24 protein-coding genes and 2 pseudogenes are annotated in these 25,140 nt (G+C 50.4%); 17 read left to right on the forward strand and 9 right to left on the reverse strand.

Annotated features, from left to right (window positions below):
* The first annotated feature begins 36 nt into the window (after positions 1-36).
* On the forward strand, positions 37-291 hold the full coding sequence (locus ET33_RS24520; RefSeq protein WP_036688125.1) for a hypothetical protein: 255 nt from the start codon (positions 37-39) through the stop codon (positions 289-291).
* A gap of 208 nt (positions 292-499) precedes the next feature.
* Here the strand turns inward: ET33_RS24520 and ET33_RS24525 are convergent, their stop codons facing one another.
* The gene (locus tag ET33_RS24525) at positions 500-1,060 is read right to left on the reverse strand and encodes a cupin domain-containing protein (RefSeq protein WP_036688130.1); all 561 of its coding nucleotides are present in this window, start codon (positions 1,058-1,060) and stop codon (positions 500-502) included.
* A gap of 210 nt (positions 1,061-1,270) precedes the next feature.
* On the opposite strand from ET33_RS24525, the gene hxlA reads away from it, so the two are divergent.
* The 10 genes and pseudogenes from hxlA (at position 1,271) to ET33_RS24575 (ending at position 9,278) form a co-directional block, all read left to right on the forward strand.
* Positions 1,271-1,903: a 3-hexulose-6-phosphate synthase gene (gene hxlA, locus ET33_RS24530; protein ID WP_036688135.1), complete on the forward strand. Its 633-nt coding sequence runs from the start codon at positions 1,271-1,273 to the stop codon at positions 1,901-1,903.
* A gap of 4 nt (positions 1,904-1,907) precedes the next feature.
* Positions 1,908-2,450 (forward strand): 6-phospho-3-hexuloisomerase, encoded by a 543-nt coding sequence (gene hxlB / locus ET33_RS24535; protein WP_036688138.1) that lies wholly within the window; start codon positions 1,908-1,910, stop codon positions 2,448-2,450.
* Between the two features lie 37 nt (positions 2,451-2,487).
* Positions 2,488-2,610 (forward strand): annotated as a pseudogene (locus tag ET33_RS37720) (phosphogluconate dehydrogenase (NAD(+)-dependent, decarboxylating)); the annotation flags it as partial.
* 116 nt (positions 2,611-2,726) lie between these two features.
* Positions 2,727-3,110: a winged helix-turn-helix transcriptional regulator gene (locus ET33_RS24545; RefSeq protein ID WP_036688143.1), complete on the forward strand. Its 384-nt coding sequence runs from the start codon at positions 2,727-2,729 to the stop codon at positions 3,108-3,110.
* Positions 3,111-3,354: 244 nt separating this feature from the next.
* Positions 3,355-3,684, forward strand: a complete 330-nt coding sequence (locus ET33_RS24550; RefSeq protein ID WP_036688145.1) for an ArsR/SmtB family transcription factor — start codon at positions 3,355-3,357, stop codon at positions 3,682-3,684.
* Positions 3,681-4,103: an SRPBCC family protein gene (locus ET33_RS24555; protein ID WP_036688148.1), complete on the forward strand. Its 423-nt coding sequence runs from the start codon at positions 3,681-3,683 to the stop codon at positions 4,101-4,103. The genes ET33_RS24550 and ET33_RS24555 overlap by 4 nt, the downstream gene beginning before the upstream one ends.
* A 144-nt stretch (positions 4,104-4,247) precedes the next feature.
* Entirely contained in the window at positions 4,248-6,497 is a 2,250-nt protein-coding gene (locus tag ET33_RS24560) for an ATP-binding cassette domain-containing protein (RefSeq protein ID WP_036688150.1), read from the forward strand.
* A gap of 224 nt (positions 6,498-6,721) precedes the next feature.
* Positions 6,722-7,225 (forward strand): C40 family peptidase, encoded by a 504-nt coding sequence (locus ET33_RS24565; protein ID WP_036688153.1) that lies wholly within the window; start codon positions 6,722-6,724, stop codon positions 7,223-7,225.
* Positions 7,226-7,492: 267 nt separating this feature from the next.
* Complete coding sequence (locus tag ET33_RS24570; protein ID WP_036688155.1) at positions 7,493-8,359, forward strand: DMT family transporter; 867 nt, start codon at positions 7,493-7,495, stop codon at positions 8,357-8,359.
* 70 nt (positions 8,360-8,429) lie between these two features.
* Positions 8,430-9,278: a DUF72 domain-containing protein gene (locus ET33_RS24575; protein ID WP_036688157.1), complete on the forward strand. Its 849-nt coding sequence runs from the start codon at positions 8,430-8,432 to the stop codon at positions 9,276-9,278.
* 109 nt (positions 9,279-9,387) lie between these two features.
* Here the strand turns inward: ET33_RS24575 and ET33_RS37725 are convergent, their stop codons facing one another.
* Positions 9,388-9,561 (reverse strand): hypothetical protein, encoded by a 174-nt coding sequence (locus ET33_RS37725; protein ID WP_235206809.1) that lies wholly within the window; start codon positions 9,559-9,561, stop codon positions 9,388-9,390.
* Between the two features lie 139 nt (positions 9,562-9,700).
* Between ET33_RS37725 and ET33_RS24580 the strand changes: the two genes are divergently transcribed.
* The 3 genes from ET33_RS24580 (at position 9,701) to ET33_RS24590 (ending at position 13,458) form a co-directional block, all read left to right on the forward strand.
* Complete coding sequence (locus ET33_RS24580) at positions 9,701-10,033, forward strand: hypothetical protein (protein ID WP_036688158.1); 333 nt, start codon at positions 9,701-9,703, stop codon at positions 10,031-10,033.
* Positions 10,034-10,204: 171 nt separating this feature from the next.
* Positions 10,205-12,415 carry a DUF4434 domain-containing protein gene (locus tag ET33_RS24585; RefSeq protein ID WP_036688159.1) on the forward strand — a complete coding sequence of 737 codons (2,211 nt, stop codon included), beginning with the start codon at positions 10,205-10,207 and terminating at the stop codon, positions 12,413-12,415.
* Positions 12,416-13,053: 638 nt separating this feature from the next.
* Positions 13,054-13,458, forward strand: a complete 405-nt coding sequence (locus ET33_RS24590) for a hypothetical protein (protein ID WP_036688162.1) — start codon at positions 13,054-13,056, stop codon at positions 13,456-13,458.
* A 469-nt stretch (positions 13,459-13,927) separates the two neighbouring features.
* On the opposite strand, the gene ET33_RS24595 is transcribed toward ET33_RS24590, so the two are convergent.
* Together ET33_RS24595 and ET33_RS24600 are read right to left on the reverse strand one after the other, a co-directional pair.
* Complete coding sequence (locus ET33_RS24595; protein ID WP_036688164.1) at positions 13,928-14,770, reverse strand: aldo/keto reductase; 843 nt, start codon at positions 14,768-14,770, stop codon at positions 13,928-13,930.
* Between the two features lie 131 nt (positions 14,771-14,901).
* Positions 14,902-16,119, reverse strand: a complete 1,218-nt coding sequence (locus ET33_RS24600) for an MFS transporter (RefSeq protein WP_081890475.1) — start codon at positions 16,117-16,119, stop codon at positions 14,902-14,904.
* A 144-nt stretch (positions 16,120-16,263) separates the two neighbouring features.
* Between ET33_RS24600 and ET33_RS24605 the strand changes: the two genes are divergently transcribed.
* Positions 16,264-16,635: a winged helix-turn-helix transcriptional regulator gene (locus ET33_RS24605; protein WP_036688168.1), complete on the forward strand. Its 372-nt coding sequence runs from the start codon at positions 16,264-16,266 to the stop codon at positions 16,633-16,635.
* Positions 16,636-16,867: 232 nt separating this feature from the next.
* Here ET33_RS24605 and ET33_RS24610 read toward each other — a convergent pair.
* Positions 16,868-18,893, reverse strand: a pseudogene (locus ET33_RS24610) (peptidoglycan D,D-transpeptidase FtsI family protein).
* Positions 18,894-19,133: 240 nt separating this feature from the next.
* On the opposite strand from ET33_RS24610, the gene ET33_RS24615 reads away from it, so the two are divergent.
* The gene (locus ET33_RS24615) at positions 19,134-20,207 is read left to right on the forward strand and encodes a YiiG family protein (protein ID WP_036688172.1); all 1,074 of its coding nucleotides are present in this window, start codon (positions 19,134-19,136) and stop codon (positions 20,205-20,207) included.
* 66 nt (positions 20,208-20,273) lie between these two features.
* Here ET33_RS24615 and ET33_RS24620 read toward each other — a convergent pair whose 3' ends face one another.
* Complete coding sequence (locus ET33_RS24620; RefSeq protein ID WP_036688176.1) at positions 20,274-20,552, reverse strand: DUF3784 domain-containing protein; 279 nt, start codon at positions 20,550-20,552, stop codon at positions 20,274-20,276.
* A gap of 105 nt (positions 20,553-20,657) precedes the next feature.
* Between ET33_RS24620 and ET33_RS24625 the strand changes: the two genes are divergently transcribed.
* Positions 20,658-21,749: a M24 family metallopeptidase gene (locus ET33_RS24625; protein ID WP_036688180.1), complete on the forward strand. Its 1,092-nt coding sequence runs from the start codon at positions 20,658-20,660 to the stop codon at positions 21,747-21,749.
* 73 nt (positions 21,750-21,822) lie between these two features.
* On the opposite strand, the gene ET33_RS24630 is transcribed toward ET33_RS24625, so the two are convergent.
* The 3 genes from ET33_RS24630 to ET33_RS24640 all read right to left on the reverse strand — a co-directional run bounded on the left by ET33_RS24630 (position 21,823) and on the right by ET33_RS24640 (position 25,000).
* Complete coding sequence (locus ET33_RS24630; protein WP_036688184.1) at positions 21,823-22,254, reverse strand: hypothetical protein; 432 nt, start codon at positions 22,252-22,254, stop codon at positions 21,823-21,825.
* 290 nt (positions 22,255-22,544) lie between these two features.
* Entirely contained in the window at positions 22,545-24,278 is a 1,734-nt protein-coding gene (locus ET33_RS24635; RefSeq protein WP_036688187.1) for a sensor histidine kinase, read from the reverse strand.
* Entirely contained in the window at positions 24,275-25,000 is a 726-nt protein-coding gene (locus ET33_RS24640) for a response regulator transcription factor (RefSeq protein ID WP_036688190.1), read from the reverse strand. Before ET33_RS24640 ends, ET33_RS24635 begins: the two co-directional genes overlap by 4 nt.
* Positions 25,001-25,140: the final 140 nt, after the last annotated feature.

Below are 25,140 nucleotides of genomic sequence, written 5' to 3' on the forward strand. Positions count from 1 at the left end.
CTGTACGCAAATCAGGAATGCCGAGGAGGAATTCCAATGCAAACCGTTTCGGACTATTTGTTTATCGCCTCATTGCTGACGCTTATTTTGAGTTTTGTGTTCGTGGGCGGAGGGGGGCGCGGATTTACTAACGGCGTCTCCGCGTACACCACGGATTTGCAGATGCAGCAGGACCCTGGTAAAGAATTCGAACGACAGGATAACGTGATAAAAAGATTCTTCAAATCGAAGCTGTTCTGGATCGCTGCGGCAGGCATCGTCATTTCGGTGATATTGTCGGAAATGGGGTAAGCCATACGGCGCAGCAAGGCAAGGCGGCACACGTTCATGATCCGAATCGGCGTGTTTAGTCCACGCGGCTTTTCGAATCACGACCCCAGAAATTGAAACAGCGACAGCCGTGGACGAGAAAATAAAGTCCTGGTCTGTCGCTGTTTCATTAAACTTTAATAGAAGAGCAGCCTATTTGCTTTTTTATGGGAATATCTGTAAATCTATTTTATTCGGCGGCCATTGCGTCTGCTTTCGTTTGATGAACCGTACCAAATGGATGCTGAGGCGGAGCATAGATACTATAAAGTTTAAGCGGGGTATTGCCCGTATTTATTATATTGTGCCATTTACCAGCAGGGACCATGATTGCATAACCAGCATAAACCCTTTTTTCAAAGTTGATGTTATTTTTAGTATCCCCCATGCGAACTACACCTTGCCCCTGTTCAATACGCAAGAACTGGTCAACGGTAGGATGAACTTCCAAACCGATGTCTTCCCCAACATGGATACTCATCAAAGTGACTTGTAAGTGCTCTCCTGTCCATATGGCAGTGCGAAACGTATTGTTTCGCTTTGCAGCCTCGTTAATATCTACAACAAATGGTGTTCTTCCATAATCTTTTAACTCAATTTTGCCATGCATGCTTGATAATTGCTGATGACCCAATCGGTTGGAATGGTCTATTTCTTGTGGACTTGCCCAGTACACAGGCTGTCTTACATAGTTGTATATGGGTGCGTTAACGTAGTATGGATATGGAAACCTATACCTAGCGTAATACATTTTATTTAATCATTCCCTTCGGAGAGTATAAAGTATGTTATTCGCTACGGCCCGGGAATGATTCTGTAGTGTGAAATCAGTTCTTATAGCAACATTGGTATCCTCCAAGTAACTACCTCACGGCAAAGTGCCTACTTCCTAAAATGAAATGAAGGCTCTACAATGGGCTGTGTTGAACAACAACAATCATTTTGAAGGAGAGATCATCCTATGGAACTTCAATTGGCACTGGATCTTGTAGACATTCCCGGAGCAAAACAAGTGGTTGCGGAAGTGGCGGAGCATATAGATATCGTGGAAATCGGCACGCCGGTTGTCATTAACGAAGGGTTGAGAGCGGTAAAGGAAATCAAAGAGGCATTTCCGTCACTGCGCGTTTTGGCTGACCTGAAAATTATGGACGCGGGCGGATACGAGGTCATGAAGGCATCCGAAGCGGGAGCGGATATTATTACCGTTCTGGGTGCATCGGACGATTCGACAATTCGCGGCGCCGTTGAGGAAGCCAGAAAACAAAACAAAAAAATTATGGTCGACATGATCAACGTGAAGGACATTGAAGGCAGGGCCAAAGAAATCGACGCGCTTGGTGTTGATTACATCTGCGTCCACTCCGGTTACGACCATCAGGCGGCAGGCAAAAACTCCTTTGAGGAGCTTACGGCCATCAAACGTGTCGTCAAGCATGCAAAAACGGCGATCGCAGGCGGCATCAAGCTGAATACGCTGCCGGAAGTCATCAAGGCCAAACCGGACCTGGTTATTGTCGGCGGCGGCATTACCAGTCAGGAGGACAAGAAGGCAACGGCGGCTGAAATGAAAAGATTGGTGAATCAGGCCTAACCTCATGGAAACGATAAAATATGCCGCTGAGATCGTCAAAGAGCTCCATCGTTCGGTGGAACAGATCGCTGATACAGAAGCCGAAACATTGGCAGATATCATTTCACGCTCTAACAAGGTGTTTGTAGCTGGCGCAGGAAGATCGGGTCTGATGGGGCGGGCTTTCGCCATGCGGCTGATGCATATCGGGATAAACGCCTATGTGGTCGGGGAAACGGTAACTCCCGGCATCGACAAGGACGACGTCCTGATCATCGGGACGGGCTCGGGGGAAACAAGAAGCTTGATCCCGATGGCCCAAAAAGCGAAAAGTTTGGGGGCGTCCGTTGTAGCGGTCACGATTACTCCCGAGTCGACGATCGGAAGTTTGGCGGATGCTCTGGTAAAGCTGCCGGGATCGCCTAAGGATCAAGCGACGATCCAGCCGATGGCTTCTATGTTCGAACAGACATTATTGGTATTTTACGACGCTGTCATTCTCCGGCTGATGGATAAAACGGGACTGGACTCCGACCGGATGTACGGCAGACATGCCAACCTGGAGTAAGTCGATCGCAAGCAATTTACCTGAACGTCCTCGCTGCTCTTGGCTGATGGAGTTGACGGAACGCGTTTTTTCGAAGGATGCAAGATTGGATGAGATCAAGGGGGTCATGCACTCTTCCGGGGAAGGGAAGTGGACGGCGGAGGAAGCTATGGAGCTGCAGTTGACGCATTCGAATCATGTATACACTCGTCAATTCCTTAAGTTTCCAAATCGAATGTATATCCTTTTACCTATTGTAGATGCTTATGGTATACTACCGGGAGGAGGGGATGGATGATGGCGAACGAAGTAAAAGATCGCATCGATTTGATGACGATTAACTGCGAGAAGGAATTGACGCTGGCCGTGATCGGAGGTAAATGGAAATTAATCATTTTGTGGCATCTCGGTTTGGAAGGAACGAAACGGTTTAGCGAGCTGAAAAAGCTGATCCCCCACATTACTCAAAAAATGTTAACCAACCAGCTGCGCGAATTGGAAGAGGATCAGTTGATCTTCCGTAAAGTGTATCCCGTAGTCCCGCCCCGGGTAGAGTATTCTTTGACGGAACACGGCGAAAGTCTCATGCCTGTCTTGAAAATGATGTACAATTGGGGGAAAAATTACGGGGAACAAGTCATATGGAAAGACGGGCGGACTTGCCAGGAGACCGCATTATAGTCGACCCTCGACACGTTGGCCTACTTGAAATTTATAGGATCAAGTTCTTGTCATTTCACAAGCGACAAGGGCTTGATTCTTTTGTTTTTCATGTGGATTTAAAAAACGTTGTTGACATGACACCAAATGGTGACCTATAGTTAAAGAGACACTAAATGGTGTCCTATTAGAAGTCAGTCATTTGGATAGTTTGGAGCCTGAATAAGTTTCACTTGAATCAACAAAATATTTAGGAGAAGGTATTGTGAGCGAGAACAACCAGTTGCGGGATGTGTATGACGCGATTGCAGATCCAACTAGGCGCCGACTGATTCGTCTGTTGGCAGAGGCGGAGGAGATACCGCTTCATGAATTAACCGCACAGTTTCAAATGGGCCGTACAGCGGTATCCAAGCATTTGACAATTCTTAAAGAGGTCGGACTTGTCCTTGATCGAAAAGTCGGCAGAGAAACGCGATTTAGGCTAAACGCCTCTCCACTCCAAGAAATTCAAGACTGGGTGGCTTTCTACAGCAAGTTCTGGAGTACGAACATGTTGCGCTTGAACCAACTATTAGAGGAGGAAGAGGAATGAGTTTAACATTAACCTTGGATTTTCAGTACACGACATCGATCGAGAAGCTTTGGTCTGCCTTAACCGATTCAAGCAAGCTTGCCAAGTGGGTGGTCAACATCCACACCGGTCAGGCAATGGAAAATAATTTTAAGCCCGTCGTAGGACACCATTTTCAGTTCCGCACTCAGCCGACCGAATGGTGGGATGGAATTGTTGACGGCGAAGTGCTTATCGTGGACGCACCAAACCGGTTGTCCTATACTTGGGCCAGCGGAGGAGAGAAGCACACGGTCACCTGGACGCTGCAGGATTTAGGGGACGGAAAGGTTAACCTTCATCTCAAACAAACCGGAATCTCCAATGATCCAGCACTCAATGGAGCTAAGTATGGCTGGAGTAAATGGTGCGGCGAGCTTGAAAAGGTATTGGAACAATGATCGCATTTCATGAGAAGGGCTGGGATCCCCAGCTCCTTACTCTATTATTATCCATAGCACGAATTTAAATCATCTATTCAATAAAGCAATCATTCGCGTTACTTCATCGCATAAGGATCAAAAATACGAGTAAAGGAAGGTATTATGTCCCAAGAATATATAGAAATCCGCGGTGCCCGGGAAAATAACCTTAAAGATGTATCTTTGCGCATTCCCAAGCGCAAAATCACCATTTTTACCGGCGTATCCGGTTCCGGCAAATCGTCGATCGTTTTTGATACCATCGCCGCCGAATCCCAGCGTCTGCTTAACGAAAACTTCAGCATGTTCGTCCGCACCTTTCTGCCGCGTTTTCCGCAACCGGATGCAGACGCGATCGAAAATCTTAGCATGGCGGTCATCGTCGACCAGAAACGATTGGGTGGCGGCGCTCATTCGACCGTAGGCACGATTACCGATATTGCACCGATACTGCGGCTGTTGTACTCACGTGTAGGTCAGCCTTACGCCGGTAAAGCCAATGCCTTTTCCTTCAACGACCAACAAGGCATGTGCCCGGAATGCAACGGCGTCGGCCGCAAGCTTGGAGTTGACTTGGAGAGAGCATTGGATCTATCCAAATCACTCAATGAAGGTGCCCTCTTGCTTCCGGAGTGTGGTGTTGATGGTTGGGATTGGAATATTTTAACCCAGTCGGGTTTGTTTGATAACGACAAAAAGCTTGCCGATTATACCGAGGCAGAAATGGAACAGCTTCTGTACGGCAAACCGCATAAGGTTGAAATGCAAGTTGGAGGGAAACCTGTAAAATTCACCTTAGAGGGAATTATTGAGAAGTTCAGCGGCAAGTACATCAAGCGAGATGTCAAAACGAAGTCGGAACGCACCCAGAAAATGGTGGAGCCGTTTATAACCGATGGCCCATGCCACCTTTGCCGCGGCGCTCGTCTGAGCCAAGCGGCTCTCAGCTGTAAAATTAACGGCAACCATATTGCCGAACTATCTTCCATGGAGGTAGGTCGGCTGATCGAGGTCATCAAGGAAATAAAAGATCCGATAGCGGCACCAATGATTAAAGCATTAACGGAAAGATTGCAGCATCTGGTTGATATTGGCCTGGAATATCTCAGTCTCGACCGCGAAACCGACACTTTATCCGGCGGAGAATCACAGCGTGTCAAAATGGTCAAACACCTGAGCGGCAGTCTCGTGGATGTGGTATACATTTTTGATGAGCCGAGCGTTGGTTTGCATCCCCGCGATGTGCACCGGCTCAATGACTTACTGCAAAAACTGCGCGATAAAGGCAATACGGTCATTGTCGTCGAACACGACCCCGATGTGATTCAAGTAGCCGATCATATAGTCGATGTCGGACCTTTTGCCGGCAGCCGCGGCGGTACCATTGTTTACGAAGGCAGCTTCCCCGGTCTGCTGCAGGCAGATACTCTGACGGGCAATCATATGAAACAGTCGATGCCGCTTAAGGACCATTTTCGTTCTGCCACGGGCAAACTATCTGTCGTGGACGCCAGTCTGCACAACTTGAACAATGTGAGTGTCGATCTTCCAACGGGTGTATTAACCGTAGTGACAGGCGTTGCCGGCTCCGGCAAAAGCACATTGATCAACGAGGTGTTTTTGCAGCAGCATCCCGATGCGATAGTGATCGACCAGACGGCTGTCGGTGTCTCCACCCGTTCGAATCCGGCCACCTACACGGGCATCATGGACGACGTGCGCAAGGCCTTTGCATCAGCCAACAAAGTGAACGCCGGTTTGTTCAGCTTTAATTCCAAGGGTGCCTGTGAAAACTGCCAAGGCCTTGGTGTTGTTTATACCGACGTGGCATTTTTGGACAACGTTAAAACAACCTGCGAAATATGCGGCGGCAAACGTTTCAAAGAAGAGGTACTGGCCTACAAGCTGGGCGATAAATCGATCGCCGATGTTCTGGAGATGACCGTTGAACAAGCTTTCTCTTTCTTTGATATCAAAGAAGTTGTGCGCAGGCTGCAGGCCATGAGTGACGTGGGACTGGATTATCTGACACTCGGCCAGCCGCTCAGCACACTGTCAGGCGGTGAGTGCCAACGCATCAAGCTGGCCAGCGAACTGCATAAAAAGGGAAGTATTTACGTCATGGACGAGCCGACGACCGGACTGCACATGTCGGATATCGCCCATCTGCTGGCTATCATGAATCGTCTTGTAGATGCCGGAAATACTGTCATTGTGATCGAACATAACCTAGATGTCATTAGAAACGCCGATTGGATCATAGATATGGGTCCCGAAGGCGGCAGCAATGGCGGTAAAGTCATATTCGAAGGCACCCCGAAACAGCTTTTAAACGCAAAGCATTCACTTACAAGCAAGTATTTGAGCAGGTGATTGTTCGCCCCCTTTTTTTGGACCTGCATGGGACAATCCAGAAGTCTAATGTCAAGAATAATCCGCTCATCGAATTCTCATTAACTTCTAATATTCGTGGATATTCCTAGGAGCTGCTTGTTCCAGGAACCCATATGGTAAATTCCTCCAACTTAAATCTATGGTACAGTAGCTCTGGTGGCCGAGCTGGCTAACCAATGGATCCATAAGGAGGATGTCCGAACATGTCACAAGTGAAGAAAAATCGCCTTAGTAAATCGTTATTGGGCATAGCTCTAAGTCTTTCCGTATTCGGTTCGGCGAGCCTGCTGCTGCCTACACCGTCGGCGCAGGCCGCAACAGCGAGCGCCTCAAAGGCAGATCAAATCGTGAATACGGCTCTATCTTACCAAGGTAAAGTAAAATACAGCTTTGGTACAAAAGATCCGCAACATCTGATTTTCGACTGCTCCTCGTTCACCCAATTTGTATTCAGTAAAAACGGCATTTCGATCCCATGGGGCTCCAGTGCCCAGACTCGCGTCGGATCGCCGGTAAAGGACAAAGCGCATCTGCAGAAGGGCGATCTTGTCATGTTCAGCGTCAATACACCGGGCAAAATCAACCACGTCGGTATTTATCTGGGTAACGGCAAATTCGTCGGCAACTCTCCAAGCCGGGGTGTTGCCATCTATGATATGAACTCGGGCTATTGGAAGAACCGTTATATCACCGGACGTCATCTGTAAACTTGTGAATACCATCAATACTTAAATCATTTTGACTCCAGGTTCCCTACGACCATCCGGTTGTAGGGATTCTTTTTTATATTAAAATATGAAACAGGTCTTCTATTTCTGTACCCATACAGATAGGGAAATGGTCGATATACATAAAATATTGTACCTAATATAATGCAAAATATCATACAAAAGTGTGTTTTTCATTTCTCCGCACCTTGTTATCTCAATGTGTCGGTGCATTTTTGTATAAAAGATACATTTGAGGTGATTGTAATGAACAAAACGACAAGCGGCTGGATCAATGGTTTCCTAGGCGTGCTCATCTTCAGCGGCTCGCTACCGGCAACACGGTTGGCTGTGATGGATTTTGATCCGTTGTTCCTCACCGTGTGCCGTGCCGCAATTGCCGGGGTGCTGGCGGGAGTGCTGCTCCTCGTCTTCAGGCAGCAACGGCCTGTCCGAAGCGACATCGTTCCGCTATTGTTAGTAGCGCTCTGCGTGGTAGTGGGGTTCCCACTGCTGACAGCCTTGGCGCTTCAGTATGTCACATCCGCGCATGCCATTATCTACATTGGGCTTCTGCCGCTTTCGACAGCGATCTTCGGCGTACTGCGGGGCGGTGAACGCCCGCGGCCAGCCTTTTGGATCTTATCGGCTCTTGGCAGCTCCCTTGTAGCAGGGTTCGCCCTAACACAAGGGGCTGCATCTTCGCCGGTAGGCGATGGGTTAATGCTGGCTTCTATTATCGTATGCGGTTACGGTTATGCAGAAGGGGCACGACTCTCACGGAGGCTAGGGGGCTGGCAGGTGATCTCTTGGGCGCTGGTTCTGTCGCTTCCCGTTATGTCACTGCTCTCGTTTTATTACATGCCGGTTTCGTGGGCTAGTATCCGTGGCGCGGCACTCTTAAGCCTTGCTTACGTCTCCCTGTTCAGCATGCTCATCGGCTTTGTGTTCTGGTATCGTGGTCTTGCCCTGGGAGGCATAGCAGCGGTCGGGCAGTTACAACTCCTCCAGCCTTTCTTTGGCCTGTTACTTTCAGCTCTCGTTCTGCACGAGTCAATGGGTTGGCCTATCTTTATTGTAAATATTGGTGTCGTGCTGTGCGTGGCGATCGCACGGCGATTTGCATCGAAATAGGTTTGAGATTACAGGTCTATACCGATAAAATGTAGTATAAGCTTTAAACTTGTTCAAAAGTGGTGGGTAAATGATATCAATCGGGCTTGCTGGATGGGGAGATCATGACGAGTTATATAAGACTGGAATCAGGCCGCAGGATAAGCTAAAAGAATACAATAGATATTTTAAATTGGTTGAAGTAGATAGTTCCTATTACGCGATTCATAAAGAGGATTTGTATAGCAGATGGGCATCAGACACTTCGAAGGATTTCTCATTCTTGGTGAAAGCTTACCAAGGTATGACAGGGCATACCCGGCAAAATTATTCTGAAGTGGATATGGAGGGGATGTTCCAAAGTTTTAGCGAGTCGATAAAACCTATTTTAGATGCGGGCAAGTTAAAGGCAGTTCTATTCCAATATCCACCGTGGTTTGATTGTAACCGTAATAATGTACACTTGCTACGAACAGCTAAGGAACGAATGAAGAATATTCCGGTGGCTCTTGAATTTCGTCATCAAAGCTGGTTTAGTACGGAAATGAGAGAAAAGACGTTATTATTTATGCGCGAGGAAGGCTGGATTCATAGTATTTGTGATGAGCCTCAAGTTTTTCCCGGTTCAGTTCCGATCGTCTTAAAACCAACCAACGACGCTTTAACCATTGTCAGGTTTCATGGGAGAAATACGGTTGGCTGGACTTCGGGTGGGGCTAAAGACTGGCGAGAAGTAAGGTATCTCTATCGTTACAATCATGAAGAGTTACTTGAATGGAAGGAAAACCTCTTGAAGTTGGAAAAAGAAACCCGGGAGGTTTGTGTGATATTCAACAATAATTCAGGCGGGGATGCTGCTTCTAACGCTTTGCAGCTTATAGAGCTTCTAGGCCAAGAGTCAACGCAACTTCCTCCCAAGCAGATGGACATGTTCGATTAAGGGAATAGGGTTCCGGTATAATGCGGACGAGCTCGCCGAATGCGATGCAGATGCTGGAGCTGCTGAAGCTGTTCGCCCCGCGGCAATTGGATTTATTTTAAAAACAGGCTCAAGCCCGGAAATTCCGGGCTCGGGGCCTGTTTTTTTTGTGTCCAACAGCTAGTTGACATAACGGGAGTAGGCGGTGCGGAATCGCCGCCCTAATTTGCGCCATGCATTCGGTTAACTGCCGGAGAATCCTTTGGGCTGCCCAGTCTTCGGGGAGCAGCTCCTCCGGCAGCATCGGATCGATCAAGTACAGCTCGTTGATCTGTTCGCCAAGCTCCAGATACAGGGTAAAGATAGTACAGCTAAAGCAATTCTACCAATATTAAATCTGTAATGAAAGGGGGCGGCACGCTTTAAAGATCAGAGTTAAACTAATGACCATTAATCGGGATATAAAAGCTGCATTTGTTGCTTATTTCATATTCAAAATGAAAAGCCAAAAAATTCTGTTCAAGGGATTGGAGGAAGCAAGTATGCAAGATGTCGTAGAAACCTATCAACAAGAGGAGATTCATTTATTAGGAATGATTCAAGTGTGTGAAACGTGCAGAGATATTATTTTGAACTTTGTGCGGCAGCAAAACGGTAAAATTAACGGGATCGTAATGGAAAATTTGCTGATATCCCTTTTTAGAGTAGAGATGGAACAGCGTGAGAATTTGCTTCATATGCAATTAGCCAAAGCAAGAATAAGCAGCGTCACGTAGACCAGCTATCATCTATCATTGCCCAAAATTTAGTATATAATGTTATTGTAAGAAATTATGGTATAAAAGAGAATTCCCCAGCAAAGGAGGCCGAAAATTCCATGCAATAAAATCTTTTCCCTACATACAAAGGTTCCACACAAGCTATCATTTATCGAGGAGGGTCCCTTCATGAAATTACGTTCCGTCTCTATTACCGTCTTGTTTACTATGATATTCTCCCTATTCGCTCTGGCAGGATTCAACCCTCAACCGTCCTATGCAACAAGCACGAATTTATTATTGGGTAAAGCTTATACCTCCAGTTCCGCGGCTGATGCCGGATATCCGGACACAAACAATAAAGAGCTGACCGATGGCATAGAGGCTTCCTATCTGCTCGCGGATACGGCTTGGCAGGGAAGATTTAATGACACAAGCTATAGTTTTACAGTTGATTTGGGTAAGCTCCAAACATTTAAAAATTTCAAAACGAACTTTTACAAATACACGGGAGCCGGCATTCAGACTCCAATCCAAGTTGAATTCAGCTCATCTACCGATAATTCCACTTGGATAACAGCCTGCTCGGTTTCCCAGCAAGGAGACGCTGTAGACATAGCTCCCGTTCCATATAGCTGCTCAGCGGCTTCTGATATAACTGCCAGATATGTGAAGATGACAGTTATAAGTGCACCCAGCACCTATTCTTTTGTTGACGAATGGGAGGTCACTCCTGCGCAAGTATCATCCTCAATCGCTTTAAGCGGGACGTTCCTCCAACCTTATTTGGCCAATCAATGGACCGACGCGGAGTGGAATACCGAATTTCAGAAAATGAAGGATGTTGGGATCAACAAGTTGATTCTGAATTGGACGGCCGACAGCAAAAATAAAACCACGGTATACCCGACAACCGCTCTTTCCGGCTATACGCAAAATACATCTGCCGATCTCATTGCAAAAGCTTTAAGCAAAGGCAATATTTACGGAGTTGATATTTATTTAGGTTTACAGATCAATCAGGACTGGTTCGTCAAGTACGCGAATGATGCAACCTGGCTATCTAACGAAGCGAATATTTCCAAGACACTGGCTGGAGATTTGTGGACAAAATATGGGACGAACCCTTCCTTAAAGGGCTTTTACCTTCCGTTCGAGGTCGATAACTGGAACTTACCTTCGACTACAGAATGGGATCGGTTAATTTCCTTTTATCAAACCGTAGGCAGCTATATCAAGCAGCAATCTTCCTCCATGACCGTGATGATTTCTCCCTTCTTCAATCCGAGCGGTCAAACAACTGCTCGTTGGCAAACGATGTGGGAGTATATTCTCTCGAAGAGTCCCTTGGATATTTTTGCCCTTCAAGACGGTGTCGGTGCCGGACATGCCGAGACAAGCCAGTTGGGTGCATGGTTCTCCGCAACAAAAACAGCCATCAATAACGCCCGGCCGTCCATGCAGTTCTGGGATAATGCGGAAACCTTCACTGCCGACTTCAAGACTTTGGATATCAAAACAGTAGTTGCCGATCTAAATGCCGTCCGTCCTTATGTTTCGGACTATATAAGCTTTAGCTTCAACCATTATATAAGCCCGCAGCAAGTCAATCCGTTATATTACGCAACGTATAAAGACTATGTTTTATCCGGTTCCCTCGATGCCGCTGCACCAACGACTCCAACCAATCTTTCAGGCCGCTCTGTCAACTCGGATACCAATTTGCTGAATTGGACTCCTTCGACAGATAATTTCGGCATAGTGGGTTACAAAATTTATCGTAACAATGAACTGGTCTGGACGGCTTATACGAATGCGACCAGCTTTACTGACAGCCAGCTTAACTCCAGCACTTCCTATAGGTACACAGTACAGGCATTTGATGCGGCAGGCAATTATTCTGCGCAGTCTTTACCCGTTACCGTTACAACTTATGCGGAAACAAATTATCCTACCAATCTCGCATCCGGCAAAAAGTATACCTCAACGCTACCTGCTCATCCTTCCTATCCGGATAGCGGAGGCGAGCTAACCGACGGAGCTTTCGGAACCACATCCTCCTGGGATGGAGCTTGGCAAGGCAGTAATGCCGCCAGCCCTTATTCGTTCACGATCGATTTAGGTTCTTCCAAGAGCATCAAAGAAGTGAACGCCAATTTCTTGCAAGCCATATCAGCCGGTGTGCTACTGCCCGAAACCGTTACGTTCTCCAGCTCCAGCGATAGTATCTCTTTTAAGCAAATCGGTGTTGTCCATAAACCAGCCGTCAGTTCCAGCGATCAAACGAAAACCTACAGGCTGACTGATTTATCCGGTATCACGGACCGCTATGTCAAAGTAACCATAGAGCCTGCAAGTATCGCGTGGACATTGATCGATGAAATACAGGTAAAACAATAACGAAGAATCTCTAAACGTCTTTCTTCCAGTATCCTCGGAAAAAATCTATCCTGCACAAAAAGCTCCTGAAGCCTGAATAATAAGGCGCCGGGAGCTTTTTGAAAGAGGGCGAAGGAGATACGCTGATTTTAGCTGCAAGTCCAAGTCATTTGGGTCAACACGAATTTTAAGCTTCGTCTAAGCGAACCTACCCTTAAGGACCGATTGGACGTCGAAGAACGTGAACGGATGCGACAAATTCAAAACGATGAAGCTTGTAACATGGTTCAATAAAAATGACCAATGGTCAATTAATGCCATTACATAAATTAGCGTGGAAGATGTTTTCGAGCCTTCATCGGGCGGCCCTTGATTTGCAAGCCGAATGGCTGTATATCCAGTTAGAAAAGGCACTGTGCCTCGTCAAAACACGAGACCGGGTTGGCCTGAGACCCAGGAGATACACAACTTTACCGGGAGGTTAAATGAAATAATGACAACGTTAACTTCAAAAATTTGTAACATTTGGATAAAAAGTTCGTATAAATTAATTGAAAAATATTCCAAATTAAGGGTTGTTATGGTATTAATTGATTGAGGGAACTGGCCAGACCTCAAAACTATTTTTTGCACGGTGTTATTCGGAGGAGGATAAAGAAATGAAAAAAATGACAACTGCTTTAACGATTGCCGTGGTTGGAGCAAGTCTTGTATCAAGCCCCGGCTTTGCAGCGGAGGGAAACCCGGTTCAGCAAGTGCCTCAACAGCAGATTATTGTCGCGCCGCCGGAAGGCGAGGTTACGTATCATTTGGAGCCTGGTGCCGTAGCGGCCGCCGGTCCTTATGTACTCCAGCCGAACGAAGGCATTCGCATCACCTCGATTATCGCCGACGAATACGATTGGTGGCTTGTGGATCTTAGGAATAACAACCAGGTGATCCGGAAAGAGCAAGCGGAAAACAATACGATCTATGTGAAACAGAGCAGCCAGTATATGCTTTTCATCAAAAACAAAAAGCAATGCACCAACTTGATGAAGGTAAATATTCGGGTGGTTCGCTAGCTTCATTCCAAGCAAAGTACAGTTCCTTCACGCATTTATTCTCGATCTGAGAAATATTATAGAGCAGTAAGGTCATAAAGACTCCCCACCGGGAGTCTTTTTTCCATTTACCCGGAATAGTTCCAATGTACGAAACGTGCAGAGAAATTCGTTTGAACTTTAGATAAACGTTAAAGGTTAATGATTTTAAAAGTAATCGTAAAAAAGCTCCCCGCCTTGAGCAAGCAGAGGAACTTTTTACGCTATTGATGATTCGGCATGTTAAATTTTAGTTCAAGTACGCTTCGGTGATTTTAATCCGTATCAGTTTTTTATGTTCGGGAGTTTAAATTCAAGAATATCAGCCATCCCATCGCTTCCCACTACAAAGAAATCTGGGCAGATTGAAGGTATACTCCATCCATAAGAAATAGCCTGTTGAGGGTTTCTCAACAGGCTGACCAGCCCCCAGTTAGGGGAACTAGCGTTCTTAGAAGTCAAAATTGTCAGGGTCGGGTCCAACCCGCAGGTTCTGGTTCAGAGCATCGATGCGGGCCATCTCTTCACTCGTCAGCTCGAAGTCGAATACCGAGGCGTTTTCGATAATCCGGTGAGCCTTCGTCGACTTGGGAATCGTTACGATGCCGTGCTGCAGATCCCAGCGCAGAATGACTTGGGCGACCGACTTGCCGTGACGGGCGCTGATTTCCTGCAGCACCGGGTTGTCCAGCAGCTGGCCCTGCATCAGAGGCGACCATGCTTCGATCTGAATGTCATGCCGGGCGCAGAAGTCGCGCAGCGCTTGCTGGCTAAGCCGCGGATGGAGCTCGACCTGGTTCACCATCGGCTTGATCTCGGCATCTTTCATCAGGTCCTCCAGGTGATGAATCTGGAAGTTGCTGACGCCGATCGCTTTGACGCGTCCGGCCTTGTACAGCGCTTCGAGCGCACGCCAAGCGTCCTTGTACTTGCCGGCCACCGGCCAGTGAATCAGGTACAGATCGAGATAATCCAGCCCCAGCTTCTCCAAGCTGGTCTCATAGGCGGCGAGCGTCGTTTCATAGCCAAGATCGGCGTTCCATACCTTGGAAGTGACAAACAGGTCTTCGCGGGAGAGTCCCGTTTCTTGGAGGGCTTCGCGGATAGCCTGGCCTACGCTGCGCTCGTTGTCATAGATGGCCGCCGTGTCGATGCTGCGGTAGCCATGGGCGACAGCCGCTTTGACCGCGTCCACGAGCTCGGGACCGTCCTCGACTTTGAATACGCCGATGCCGAACCAAGGCATAGCCTTTCCGTTATTTAGAGTCGTAGTTGCTTGCAGATGCGTTGTCATAGATAAAACCTCCAGTAGGGTAATTGGTATATTTGGATACATGATGTCTTGTTGGAGCTGGTAATGGCCCTAGCCATTTTGCGTGTGGCTGCTTGGATGATACCCAGATTTTCGGAAACAGAGCTCGACAGTCAAGACCGGGCCGGCCCCATCCGCACGGCACGAACCGGCTCGCCCTTGCGTTCCAGTGCTATGCTCCAGCCGGTCAGCAAAACCGCGGCCAAGACCATAACAGCGCCGATCCAGGTGGTATGAATCAATCCCATCGAATCGGTGACCACACCACCCAGATAGGCCCCAATGGCAATGCCCGCATTGAACGCGGCGATGTTGACGGCGGAAGCGACATCCTTAGCTCCCGGCGCGAAGCGCTCGGCCAGCATGACGACATAAATCTGCAGCCCGGGCACGTTCATGAAGGCCAGCAGGCCCATGAAGAAGATCGTGATCAACCCGGCTACCTTGAATGGCGCGGTCACCATCAACACCAGCAGCACGATCGCCTGCAGGATGAACATAAGGAACAGAGCCTTGAGCGGCCGGCGGTTGGCCACCTTTCCCCCGATGACATTGCCGATCGCAATCGCAACGCCGTAAAGCAGCAGGATGACCGCTACCGTGCTTTCGGCAAATCCGGTTATCTCATGCAGCAATGGGGATAAATAAGTAAATACGACAAAGGTGCCCCCATACCCGAGAGCCGTGATGGCGAACGCAAGCAGCAGCCTGCCATTCGTCACCAGCTTCACCTGCTCACGCACCGGGGTCGGAACGCCCTTACGCAGCGAGGCGGGGATCAAGATCAGGTTGGCGATCAGCGCGACCAGGCCGATGACGGCGATGGTGACGAAGGCCGCCCGCCAGCCCATCTGTTGGCCGATCCAGGTACCGAGCGGCACGCCGGTCACGATGGCGACCGTCAGGCCCGAGAACATCATGGAGATCGCACTCGCCCGTTTGTTCTCCGGCACAAGGTCGGCGGCAATGGTCGATGCGATCGACATAAATACGCCGTGCGACAAAGCGGATAGCACGCGGGCGATCAACAGGACGCCGATGCTTCCGGAAGCCGCCGCCAGACTGTTGCCGGCGATAAAAACGACCATGATGGCGATCAGCAGCAACTTGCGGGACATTCCCGTGGTGAGTGAGGTCAGCACGGGTGCCCCGAAGGTGACACCAAGCGCGTACAGCGTCACGGTCAGTCCTGCCGTTGTGACCGATATGTGAAGGTTTTCGGCGATTAGGGGCAGCAGCCCCACGCTGATAAACTCGGTAGTTCCGATCGCATAGGCGCTGATGGCCAGAGCCAGAAGCGCGAACATACTTCGTTTTTGATCCAATTGCAAGTTTTCTCACCTCGAATCGTGGTAATATCGTGGTAGTCATCGGCCGATATATGCTATTATGAGAGGAGCAAGCATTTTTGGCTAGTACGTACTTTAAAGTACGATAGGTACTAAAAAGTGCCTATAGAAATTGGAGGACTCCGCATGAGCACAGGAACCAATAAGAAGTATAATATTTCGGTGGAAGCGACCTTGGAAGTCATCGGAGGAAAATGGAAGTGTGTGATTCTCTGTCACTTGACGCGCGGAAAGAAGCGGACGAGTGATCTCAAGCGTATTATGCCCAGCATTACGCAAAAGATGCTGACCCAGCAACTGCGGGAACTGGAGGCGGACGGGATCGTCAACCGGATTACGTATCATCAAGTGCCGCCCAAGGTTGAATACGAGCTGAGCGAATACGGGTGGAGCCTCAAGCCGATTCTGGATGCGCTTTGCTCCTGGGGAGAGCGCCATATTATTAAAGAATACGGCGATAAGTTCACCGTATTGGAGGACAATATTTTAAATCATTGAGACGTGAACATGGATTTTTCCACGATTCCTTTGGACGATAAAAAAAAGGAATACTTAAGCTAAGGCTTCAAGTATTCCCGAGAGAGTACCGCGTTGAGGTACTCTCTTTCTTTTTCTCTTGACTTAACTTTTCTCCTCACGACTAACATCGTGGCTCTATTTCAGTAACAAGGTGGTTCTCACTCATTACTCAATTGTTCAAGCGTGGGGAAATGGATGAAAAAACAAATGCTTACTTATCGGCGGACCCTTTGGTTCCCTTGGGCACGCCGTCCAGGCCGTAATATTGGTCGTACGCGTCGAAAATTTTTGCGGGCGATCGGGGCGGCGCCCCATGCGCCGAATCCGCCCTCCGGGACGACGACGGCTACGGCGAGCGTCGGATGATCCAGAGGCGCGAAAGCGATGAAGACGGCGTTGTCGACCAGCTTTTTGCCGACGGATTGCGTAGAGGTGCCGGTTTTTCTGGCAAAAGGGTACGGGAAGCCGTCGAAGCCTTGTACCTTGACATTGGCCATGCCTTGCAGAACCGCGTTCCACTCAGCCGCGGCAAATTCCGTTTCGTCCAGTACGACCGGCTCGTCGAACCTTTGGATCAGCTGGCCTCTGTCGTAGCTTTCAATCTTGTCCACCAGCAAAGGCTTAAGCCGTTTTCCCCGTGTGGCGAGGGTGGTGGCGAATTGGGCTAATTGCAGCGTCGTGTAACGTTCGTTCTGACCCCAGGAAGCAAATACCATCCGCGACTGGAACGATTCGCCCTTGTTCGTTTTAAACTCGTTGGCGCCTTTATACTCTCGCGGCAGGCCGCTTTGCGTGGAAACCCCCAGCCCGAACTTGGCCAAATAATCCTGCCAGACGTCTACGGCTTTCTCGCCGTATTTCGAATGCAGCGGATTGCCGATTTTGGCCGACATAAACGTATTAGACGAATGTGTGATGGCCGTGGCCGGCGTCAGCCAACCGTAAGCGGCCCGGTCGGAGTTGGTTAAGCGCGAGTTGTCTTTGCCGTAGGTAAATTCGCCGGTATCGTAATAATCGGTTCCGGGATGGATGATGCCTTCCTTAAAGCCGATCAATACGGACAACGGCTTGATCGTTGAGCCCATATAGACGATTGAGGTGGGATGCTTGTTCCTTTCATCCTCCGGAAAATTGCCGTAGGCGGTCGTAATGGTGCCATTATTGACAAAAGGCTGGATGCTGTCGTAATTGCTTTTCGAGATTCCGCCGATCCATAGATTCGGATCGTAATCCGGCATGCTGGCCATGGCGGCCACTTTGTCCGTCTTCACCTCCATCGCAACCGCATACCCCGCCCGGGCATTCGGAGCGTATGCGAACCGATTGCTGGACGATTGCAGCGTCGCCAGATGGTCCATGATGGCTTGTTCGGTGATAAGCTGGACATCTTTATCGATCGTTAAATACAGGTGGTTGCCTTTCTTCGAAGCTTGCAGCGTCACCTCGGGGCCGACAATTTTATTGGCCGCATTGACCGGGAATGCTTTGTATCCGCTTTCGCCCCGCAGCTCCTTCTGGTACATCAGCTCGATGCCATCGAATCCGACATCCTCCGTATCGACGTAGCCCTCCGTATTTTCTTTCGTTTTATAAAAGGGAAGTCCGTTCTTCGGTTCCCGGGCGGCGGGGAACGGCTTCAGATAACCGACCAATTGAACGGCAACCGTATTGTCCCGGTCGTAGGTCCGCGTGCTTTCCTCGATGACTTGAACCCACTTCAGTTCATCGCGCCACTCCCCGATTTACGCGATTTCGTCGCGGGTCAGATCCGTCTTGATCCGGCGGGGGACGAAGTAGAAGGAGGGCTTCTTGGTTTCCTGTTTCGTTAGGTCGTAGCCGACATCCACCAGCCTGATGATGTCTTCGGCGGACAGCTTTTTGGGAGACGGGGCTCCGCGCTCCGAGAAAATTCGTTCCAGCTCGCGCGCGAGAGCGATGATCTCATCCTGCGTTTGCCCCTGCTCGATACGAAAATAAAGCGATTGGGTAGGCGTGGTATAGGCGACCGGAGCGCCTTTGCGATCGAAAATATTGCCCCGGGTGGGCGGTATGGGCGTGTTTTTATGGTTGGCTTCTTCATCCTTCAAATGTTGGCTTTCCACAAATTGAAGCATGGCAAGCCGAAGAATCAAGATCGAGAACAAACAAAACGTAATAAAGAAAAAGACATTGATTCTGGATGCAATGGGAAGTCCGCTACTTGGCGGACGCATCCGTTCGGCTAACTTTTTCAACATGGTGCCCCTGGCGGAAAAAAAGGAAGAAATTTCTGCTATTGTACAGACGATCCAATATGGAAAAAAGGTGCATCAGCCGAGTAAAAAAGGGACTTATTTTTTTGTAATGCTCAGAACTGTGAAAATTGCCACTTAACTGGGATTTAACCTAAAGCTTTCAAACCGATTCGCCGATAAAACAAGCTGTTATCTATTTGCTAGGTCTGAACCGAAAATTTAAACAGCTTGGAGGCTTGTATTTTGAAAAAGTTTAGCTCTTTTGTTGCGTTCGCACTGCTATGCACGATGTTTACCGCCTGCTCTAATCTGAAAATAAACCGGCCGGCTGCGGAACCAAGTGGCACGACGGCCGACAAACCGTCCGGAGGCGAAGCCTCGGGGGAGTCGGGTACGAAAAAAAGCGACGGGGCGAACATCGCGGCCCTGGAAGAGGCGATGGAAATCGGGAAATATAACGCGTATGTGCAGCTCAATAATTATATGACAGGCCGCTTGGATCAAGCGTTAACCCGGTACGTCGATAAGCTCGGGGACGGCGAGCAGCCGATCATCGAAAAGCATTTCAGCTTCACGATGCTGTCGATTTCGGACAACGACAAGAGCAACTTGAACAAGCAGTTCGGCTTCGCCGAGAAAACGCCTGCCTTTCCGGCTGTGGACCCTGCGGTTGTGAAGCTGAAGCCGGTGATGGACGACCTGATCGCCGTCCTGTCCGAGGCTCACGATTACTACGAAACCAAAGGATATGTCGACGACAACTTTGCCAAGTGCAAGGAGCTGCATCCGAAGATCATTAAGGCGAGGGACGCTTATTACGCCGCCGCGGACGAGTTCTTGAAGGCAATGGCCGGCATGGGAGCCGAGCGCAGGCAGCAAAGTCTGAAGAAATTTCAGGACAATGACGAGCAGGTCCAGTACAGCGCCCTGAAGTTTTTAGCGGATGCCGAGGCGTTGTCCGTCGAGATGGAGGAGCAGGGGATAACGGCCAAAAACATTCTGGATCTGGATATGGGCAAGTTTAAGGCGAAGTACGACGTGCTGGTCGAGGATCTTAAAAATCTGACACAACAATCGCAAGACGACGCTCGGGTGCAGAAAGAAAGGCTCCGAAGCGATTACCTGAAGAGCTACGTGAACGAAGCCAAGGAGGTTAAGGCGGCTGCTTCCGGAATTATCGAGCGTATGAACAAGAAGAGCAAGGTCGACGATTTTGACTTGAAAAATCGCTTTTTTCTTGAGAATCGAGACGGCACGCCGGAAAAGTTCAACAAGAAGCTGCAAGGCGCTATCGGAAAATATAACGACATGAAGTAGGATTCGGACTCTCTCACACCCGAGGCGGCATTTCGCCGCCTGTCGGGAACATCGTGCCACGGTCTGTCAGTCCACCATATTCATGTTCACATAGACAAGCAGGATGACATATCCCAGGATAACAAGAGGAACGAGTGCGTTGCCGTAAGGGAGGTTGAGCGCGCCGGCCAGGATGAAGAGCACGCTGACGATCAGATTGTAGGTCCCGACGATTTTCGCCAGCTTCTCTTTATTGCGGACCCGGCTTTCGTTGAAACCGGATAAAAAACGGGTATATTTTTTCGCGCCGATCAGATAAGCTAAGAGATAGGTGATGAATCCCAGCAGAATGAGATGATAGTTCATAGGCAAAAACCTCCTCGTATCATCGTATATTCATAGCCTTTGATTTCATTATACCAAGGATTTGTCGCCCCGGCATGAAAACATGAAGGGCAGGGGAGATTGGATATGAACGACAGAATCGCGAAGCTGCAAGCTTATATGGAGAGCCATGAATTGGACGCGGTGTTAATTACGCTGCCGAAGCATGTATTTTATTTGACGGGCTTCGCCTCGGACCCACACGAACGCTTCCTTGGACTGCTGCTCGCCCGGGGAGAGGAACCGACGTTGGTCGTCCCTGCGCTTGACGAGGAACCCGCGAGGGGCGCGGCCAAGGGAATCGGCGCGTTCGCTACCCATACGGATACGGACGATCCGTACGCCGTGCTCAAGGGGCTGCTGCCGGGAGGAATCCGGCGGTTCGGCCTGGAGAAGACGCATCTGACCGTCAACCGGTTCGAACAGTTGAACGAGGCGATCGGCGCTTCGGAATACGTCGATGTGGATGAGCCGCTCCGCGAGATGCGGGTCGTGAAGTCGGAAGACGAAATCGTACGGTTGAAGCGGGCCGTGTCACTGGTGGAAGAGGTGCTGCGGCGAGGGCTGGAGAAGGTTACGCCGGGAGTCACGGAAATCGAGATTGTCGCCGAGCTGGAGTACCAGATGAAGAAGCTCGGCTCGGAAGGCCCGTCGTTCTCCACGCTAGTCTTGGCGGGGGAAAAGTCTGCCATGCCGCACGGAACGCCGGGGCTGCGGAAAATCCAAAGCGGCGAGCTGCTGCTGATCGACATGGGCGTCTTCGCAGACGGGTACGCCTCCGACATTACGCGGACCTTCGCCGTCGGAGATGTCGACGACGAGCTGAAGCGCATCTACGATACGGTGTTGCAGGCGAATTTGCGGGCGATTGAGGCGACTAGGCCCGGAGTGACGTACGCCAGCATCGACAAGGCGGCCAGAGATGTGATCGAGGCGGCCGGGTACGGTCCGCAGTTCGTGCATCGGCTCGGGCACGGGCTCGGCATCGATATCCACGAGTTCCCGTCGATTCATGCCGGAACCGCCGATCTACTTGTTGCGGGCGCGGTCTTTACGGTCGAGCCGGGCATTTATGTTACGGGGCTTGGCGGTGTGCGCATCGAAGACGACGTCCGGGTAACCGACAGCGGCGTCGAGGTGCTGACGTCGTTCCCGAAGGAACTGACGGTGATCGGGTAAACTTGTATGAAGAAAGGTCTGCTTGCTGTCCTTCGGACGGCGGGCAGACCTTTTTCGTATTGCATCAAAGCGCCTATGGCTGAATATCGAGATTAATCGAGTCGTATTTGATGCCTCCTCCGTTCACGCCAATGGAGTACGGATTAAAATAGTTAAAGCCTCTTGATAAATTCGATACGGAGAATACTTCGTACCAGCCGGTAACTTCCCGATTGGCATTCACGATATTTTGCCGGTGCACCACATTAGGGCTTGTTCCGTTATAGTACAGGTTGCCATAGCCAACCGTTTTGGTCACGATGTATACGGTATTGCTGGGCACTTTGACCTGGGAAGCATAGCTTTTGTCATAATACTGAAGTCCGTTGTTCCATAGGGCAGGCCAAGAGAAGCCAACGATTTGAAAGCTTGTTAAAGGCGGAGCCGGGCCGGCGTTTGCAGCTAAAGCCGGTATCAGGCTTAACATGAGAATAACCATAAATAAAATCTTGGATGTTTTTTTCAACGTAAATCATCTCCCCATTTGAATTTTTAATGACAGCCCATGATGCTTTTCCAATTTCCTCCTTTCTTTATATAGAATTAAGTCCAATGTATCATATGTAAAATTATTCCACAATAGGATAAATTATAAAAAATAAAATAATTGATGACAAATAAAGCGCGGAGCAGGCGTATATTTTTTTATCTTATAGGCTGAGACCCGGTGCCCCTCCCTTGAGAGCCGGAGCGTAGCGGTGTGAGGACGATAAACCCGGCGTTACTACAAGGGAGAGTAAACCTGAATCTAAAACCTTAAGCTCCGCCAAAACGCAGCACGATTTCCGTTCCCTCGCCCGGCTCGCTGCGTACGGTAATCTCGCCGCCATGCGCCAGCGTCAACTGCTTGGCGATCGTCATGCCGAGGCCCGAGCCGCTTGTCGTTTCCTCCGTATTCGTGCCGCGGTAGTAGCGATCGAACAGCCGGTCGAGCGTCTTCGGGTCCATCCCCGCGCCGTTGTCGCGGATCGTGACCGAGAAGCCGCGTCCGGGCTCGTCCTTTACCGCAATGTCGATCGCCGTCTGCGCCGGGTTGTGCTTGATCGCGTTGGAGATCATATTGTCGACGATGCGAGTGAACCATTTGCGGTCGATCGGGTAAGTGATCGGGCTGCTCGAAGGGGAGAACGTGATGGCGTAGGAGGCCGCTTGCGGATCGTTCATAAAGGCGACGACCGCCCGGCGCACGACTTCGTTCACATCCGAAGGCTTCCGATCGAGCGGCAGCGCGTTGTTTTTCAAGCGGTACGTCAGGCTCAAATCCTCGATCAGCTCCGACATGAAATCGGACTTCTCGCGCAGGGTGCGGCCAATCGTCTGCAGTTCCTCCCCGGACCAGGAGTACGGGGCCGATTCGAGCACATGCGCGTAGCCGCTGATCGACGATAACGGCGTCTTCAAGTCGTGGGATACGCCGGTAATCCATTCCTCGCGCGTCTGCTCAAGCCGGTTCCGCAGCTGCTCGCTGCGGGCAAGCTCCAACCTCAAGCCTTCGAGCGATTCGTTCACCTCCCGGAACAGCCGGAAGGTCCCCTTCGGCTTCCTGAGCCGATTCCTGCTGTCGCCGGACTTCTCCTTGCCCGTCCGGGGCGGCTGCGCATAGTTCCCCGAAGCCAATTGCTCGATGAATTCCAGCATCACCCGGAACGGACGGCCGAAGCGGACGCCGTAGACGTAGGAGAGAAGCAGAATGAACGCGGCCAGACCGATAAAATAGGTGAGGAACGCATTCGAGATCATCCGATCAAACCCTTCCCCGGCTTCGGCGGCCATCCCGTCCGAGGTGCGGACGATCCACGTCTGCCGGGTCGCAGGGTCAAAATACACCGCTTCCTCCGCCTCCGTCTTTCTGGCATTTGCGGCGTTTCCCAGCATGTCGCCGAGCGAAGCCTCCGGGCGTAGCGCATGGCTCTCTCCGAATGCGTGGAGCAGCCGGCCGTCGGCGTCGTAAATGTACAGCGAAGCCTGCTGCTGCCGCAGCGCCTGCTCGCCTGCCGGCGATAACGCCCGTCCGCCGAAGGCGGGCAGCGCTTGCTGCAGAGCCTGTTCGGCTTTGCGCTTCTCGCCGTAGACGACGACGTACGTCTTGTCATCCTTCTCCACCCGATTGACGGTCAGTGCGTATGGAAAAGGAAGCTTTTTCTTCCAGTAGGCGAACAGCTCTCCCGGCGCGTATTGCCCGGGAACATCGGCGGGAGCCGCAGATGAGGCGAGCACGCGCCCCTCCGGGCTCACGACCTGGAGCCAGCCGCCGCGCTCCGGTAAGGCGGACGCCCACGCGGCGTCGACGACGGCTTGACCGCCCTTCACGGTAAACGAAGAGCGGAACGCTCCTAACCCCCGGATGCCTTCGGAATCCGGTCCGGCATGCTTTTCCGTCTGCAGGCCGACGTAGACGAGCAGTACGAGCGCCCCCAGCGCCATGACCACAATGAACAAGACCAGCTGCGCAACGAATTGAAAGGTGAGCCTGCGGCTGATCCGGTTCATGGCAGCTCCTTCGGCGGGACGAGCTTATAGCCCAGCCCGCGGACCGTCACCAGGTAATCCGGCTGTCCCGGGTCCCGCTCGATGCGCTCGCGGATGCGCCGGATATGGACGATGACCGTATGATCATCGCCCATGCTGTCGATGCCCCAGACCGCTTCGTACAGCTGGTCCTTCGTGAAGATGCGGTTCGGATGCTTGCAGAGGAAGAGCAGCAGCTGGAACACTTGGGCGGGGCAGGCGATCGGCTTTCCCTCCACGCGTAATTCCCCGGCCAGCTCGTCGACCTGAAAACGCCCGTAATCGTAGACAAGCGCATTTGTACGGGCGGCCTTGCCCGGTTCCTCCGCCTGCGGCTTGGAGCGGCGCAGCTGCGCCTTCATCCGCGCGACGACCTCCAGCGGATTGAACGGCTTCGTAATATAATCGTCGCCGCCCATCGCGAAGCCGGTCAGCTTGTCCAGATCCGAGCCCTTCGCGGTCACGAACAGGATCGGGGCATCCGTCGTTTCCCGGATAAACGGGCAAATCTCGAAGCCGCTTTTATCCGGAAGCATCACATCGAGCAAAATGATGTCGTAGCGCTTCCGTTTGCACCGAGCGAGTGCCGCGGCGGCCGATTCGGCATGGTCGATGCGGCGGAAGCCTTCTTTTTTCAATACCATATCCAGCATCAGCAGGAGAGCCGGCTCGTCGTCCACCAGCAAAACAGCCGTTTCTTCCATATCTATCGTTCCTCTCTATAGTCCAAAGATAATCTGTCATTAAGTATAACGCTTCCGGATTAACAGAACCTAAACGGCGCGGCACATGATTTATCTTGTCTTTATCCGGTGCTTCGCCGCCGTTTAGCTCCGCGGTGTAT

The organism is Paenibacillus tyrphae (genome assembly GCF_000722545.1).
GTDB lineage: Bacteria > Bacillota > Bacilli > Paenibacillales > NBRC-103111 > Paenibacillus_G > Paenibacillus_G tyrfis.

Bases quoted from the DNA above. Each gene is read 5' to 3' on its own strand.
- ET33_RS24575 (WP_036688157.1), top strand. From the start codon at position 8,430: ATGATATCAATCGGGCTTGCTGGATGGGGAGATCATGACGAGTTATAT.
- ET33_RS24545 (WP_036688143.1), top strand. From the start codon at position 2,727: ATGGCGAACGAAGTAAAAGATCGCATCGATTTGATGACGATTAACTGC.
- hxlB (WP_036688138.1), top strand. From the start codon at position 1,908: ATGGAAACGATAAAATATGCCGCTGAGATCGTCAAAGAGCTCCATCGT.
- ET33_RS24625 (WP_036688180.1), top strand. From the start codon at position 20,658: ATGAACGACAGAATCGCGAAGCTGCAAGCTTATATGGAGAGCCATGAA.
- ET33_RS24605 (WP_036688168.1), top strand. From the start codon at position 16,264: ATGAGCACAGGAACCAATAAGAAGTATAATATTTCGGTGGAAGCGACC.
- ET33_RS37725 (WP_235206809.1), bottom strand. From the start codon at position 9,561: ATGCTGCCGGAGGAGCTGCTCCCCGAAGACTGGGCAGCCCAAAGGATT.
- ET33_RS24525 (WP_036688130.1), bottom strand. From the start codon at position 1,060: ATGTATTACGCTAGGTATAGGTTTCCATATCCATACTACGTTAACGCA.
- ET33_RS24580 (WP_036688158.1), top strand. From the start codon at position 9,701: ATGACCATTAATCGGGATATAAAAGCTGCATTTGTTGCTTATTTCATA.
- ET33_RS24520 (WP_036688125.1), top strand. From the start codon at position 37: ATGCAAACCGTTTCGGACTATTTGTTTATCGCCTCATTGCTGACGCTT.
- ET33_RS24640 (WP_036688190.1), bottom strand. From the start codon at position 25,000: ATGGAAGAAACGGCTGTTTTGCTGGTGGACGACGAGCCGGCTCTCCTG.
- ET33_RS24570 (WP_036688155.1), top strand. From the start codon at position 7,493: ATGAACAAAACGACAAGCGGCTGGATCAATGGTTTCCTAGGCGTGCTC.
- ET33_RS24565 (WP_036688153.1), top strand. From the start codon at position 6,722: ATGTCACAAGTGAAGAAAAATCGCCTTAGTAAATCGTTATTGGGCATA.
- ET33_RS24635 (WP_036688187.1), bottom strand. From the start codon at position 24,278: ATGAACCGGATCAGCCGCAGGCTCACCTTTCAATTCGTTGCGCAGCTG.
- ET33_RS24555 (WP_036688148.1), top strand. From the start codon at position 3,681: ATGAGTTTAACATTAACCTTGGATTTTCAGTACACGACATCGATCGAG.
- ET33_RS24590 (WP_036688162.1), top strand. From the start codon at position 13,054: ATGAAAAAAATGACAACTGCTTTAACGATTGCCGTGGTTGGAGCAAGT.
- ET33_RS24620 (WP_036688176.1), bottom strand. From the start codon at position 20,552: ATGAACTATCATCTCATTCTGCTGGGATTCATCACCTATCTCTTAGCT.
- ET33_RS24585 (WP_036688159.1), top strand. From the start codon at position 10,205: ATGAAATTACGTTCCGTCTCTATTACCGTCTTGTTTACTATGATATTC.
- hxlA (WP_036688135.1), top strand. From the start codon at position 1,271: ATGGAACTTCAATTGGCACTGGATCTTGTAGACATTCCCGGAGCAAAA.
- ET33_RS24560 (WP_036688150.1), top strand. From the start codon at position 4,248: ATGTCCCAAGAATATATAGAAATCCGCGGTGCCCGGGAAAATAACCTT.
- ET33_RS24595 (WP_036688164.1), bottom strand. From the start codon at position 14,770: ATGACAACGCATCTGCAAGCAACTACGACTCTAAATAACGGAAAGGCT.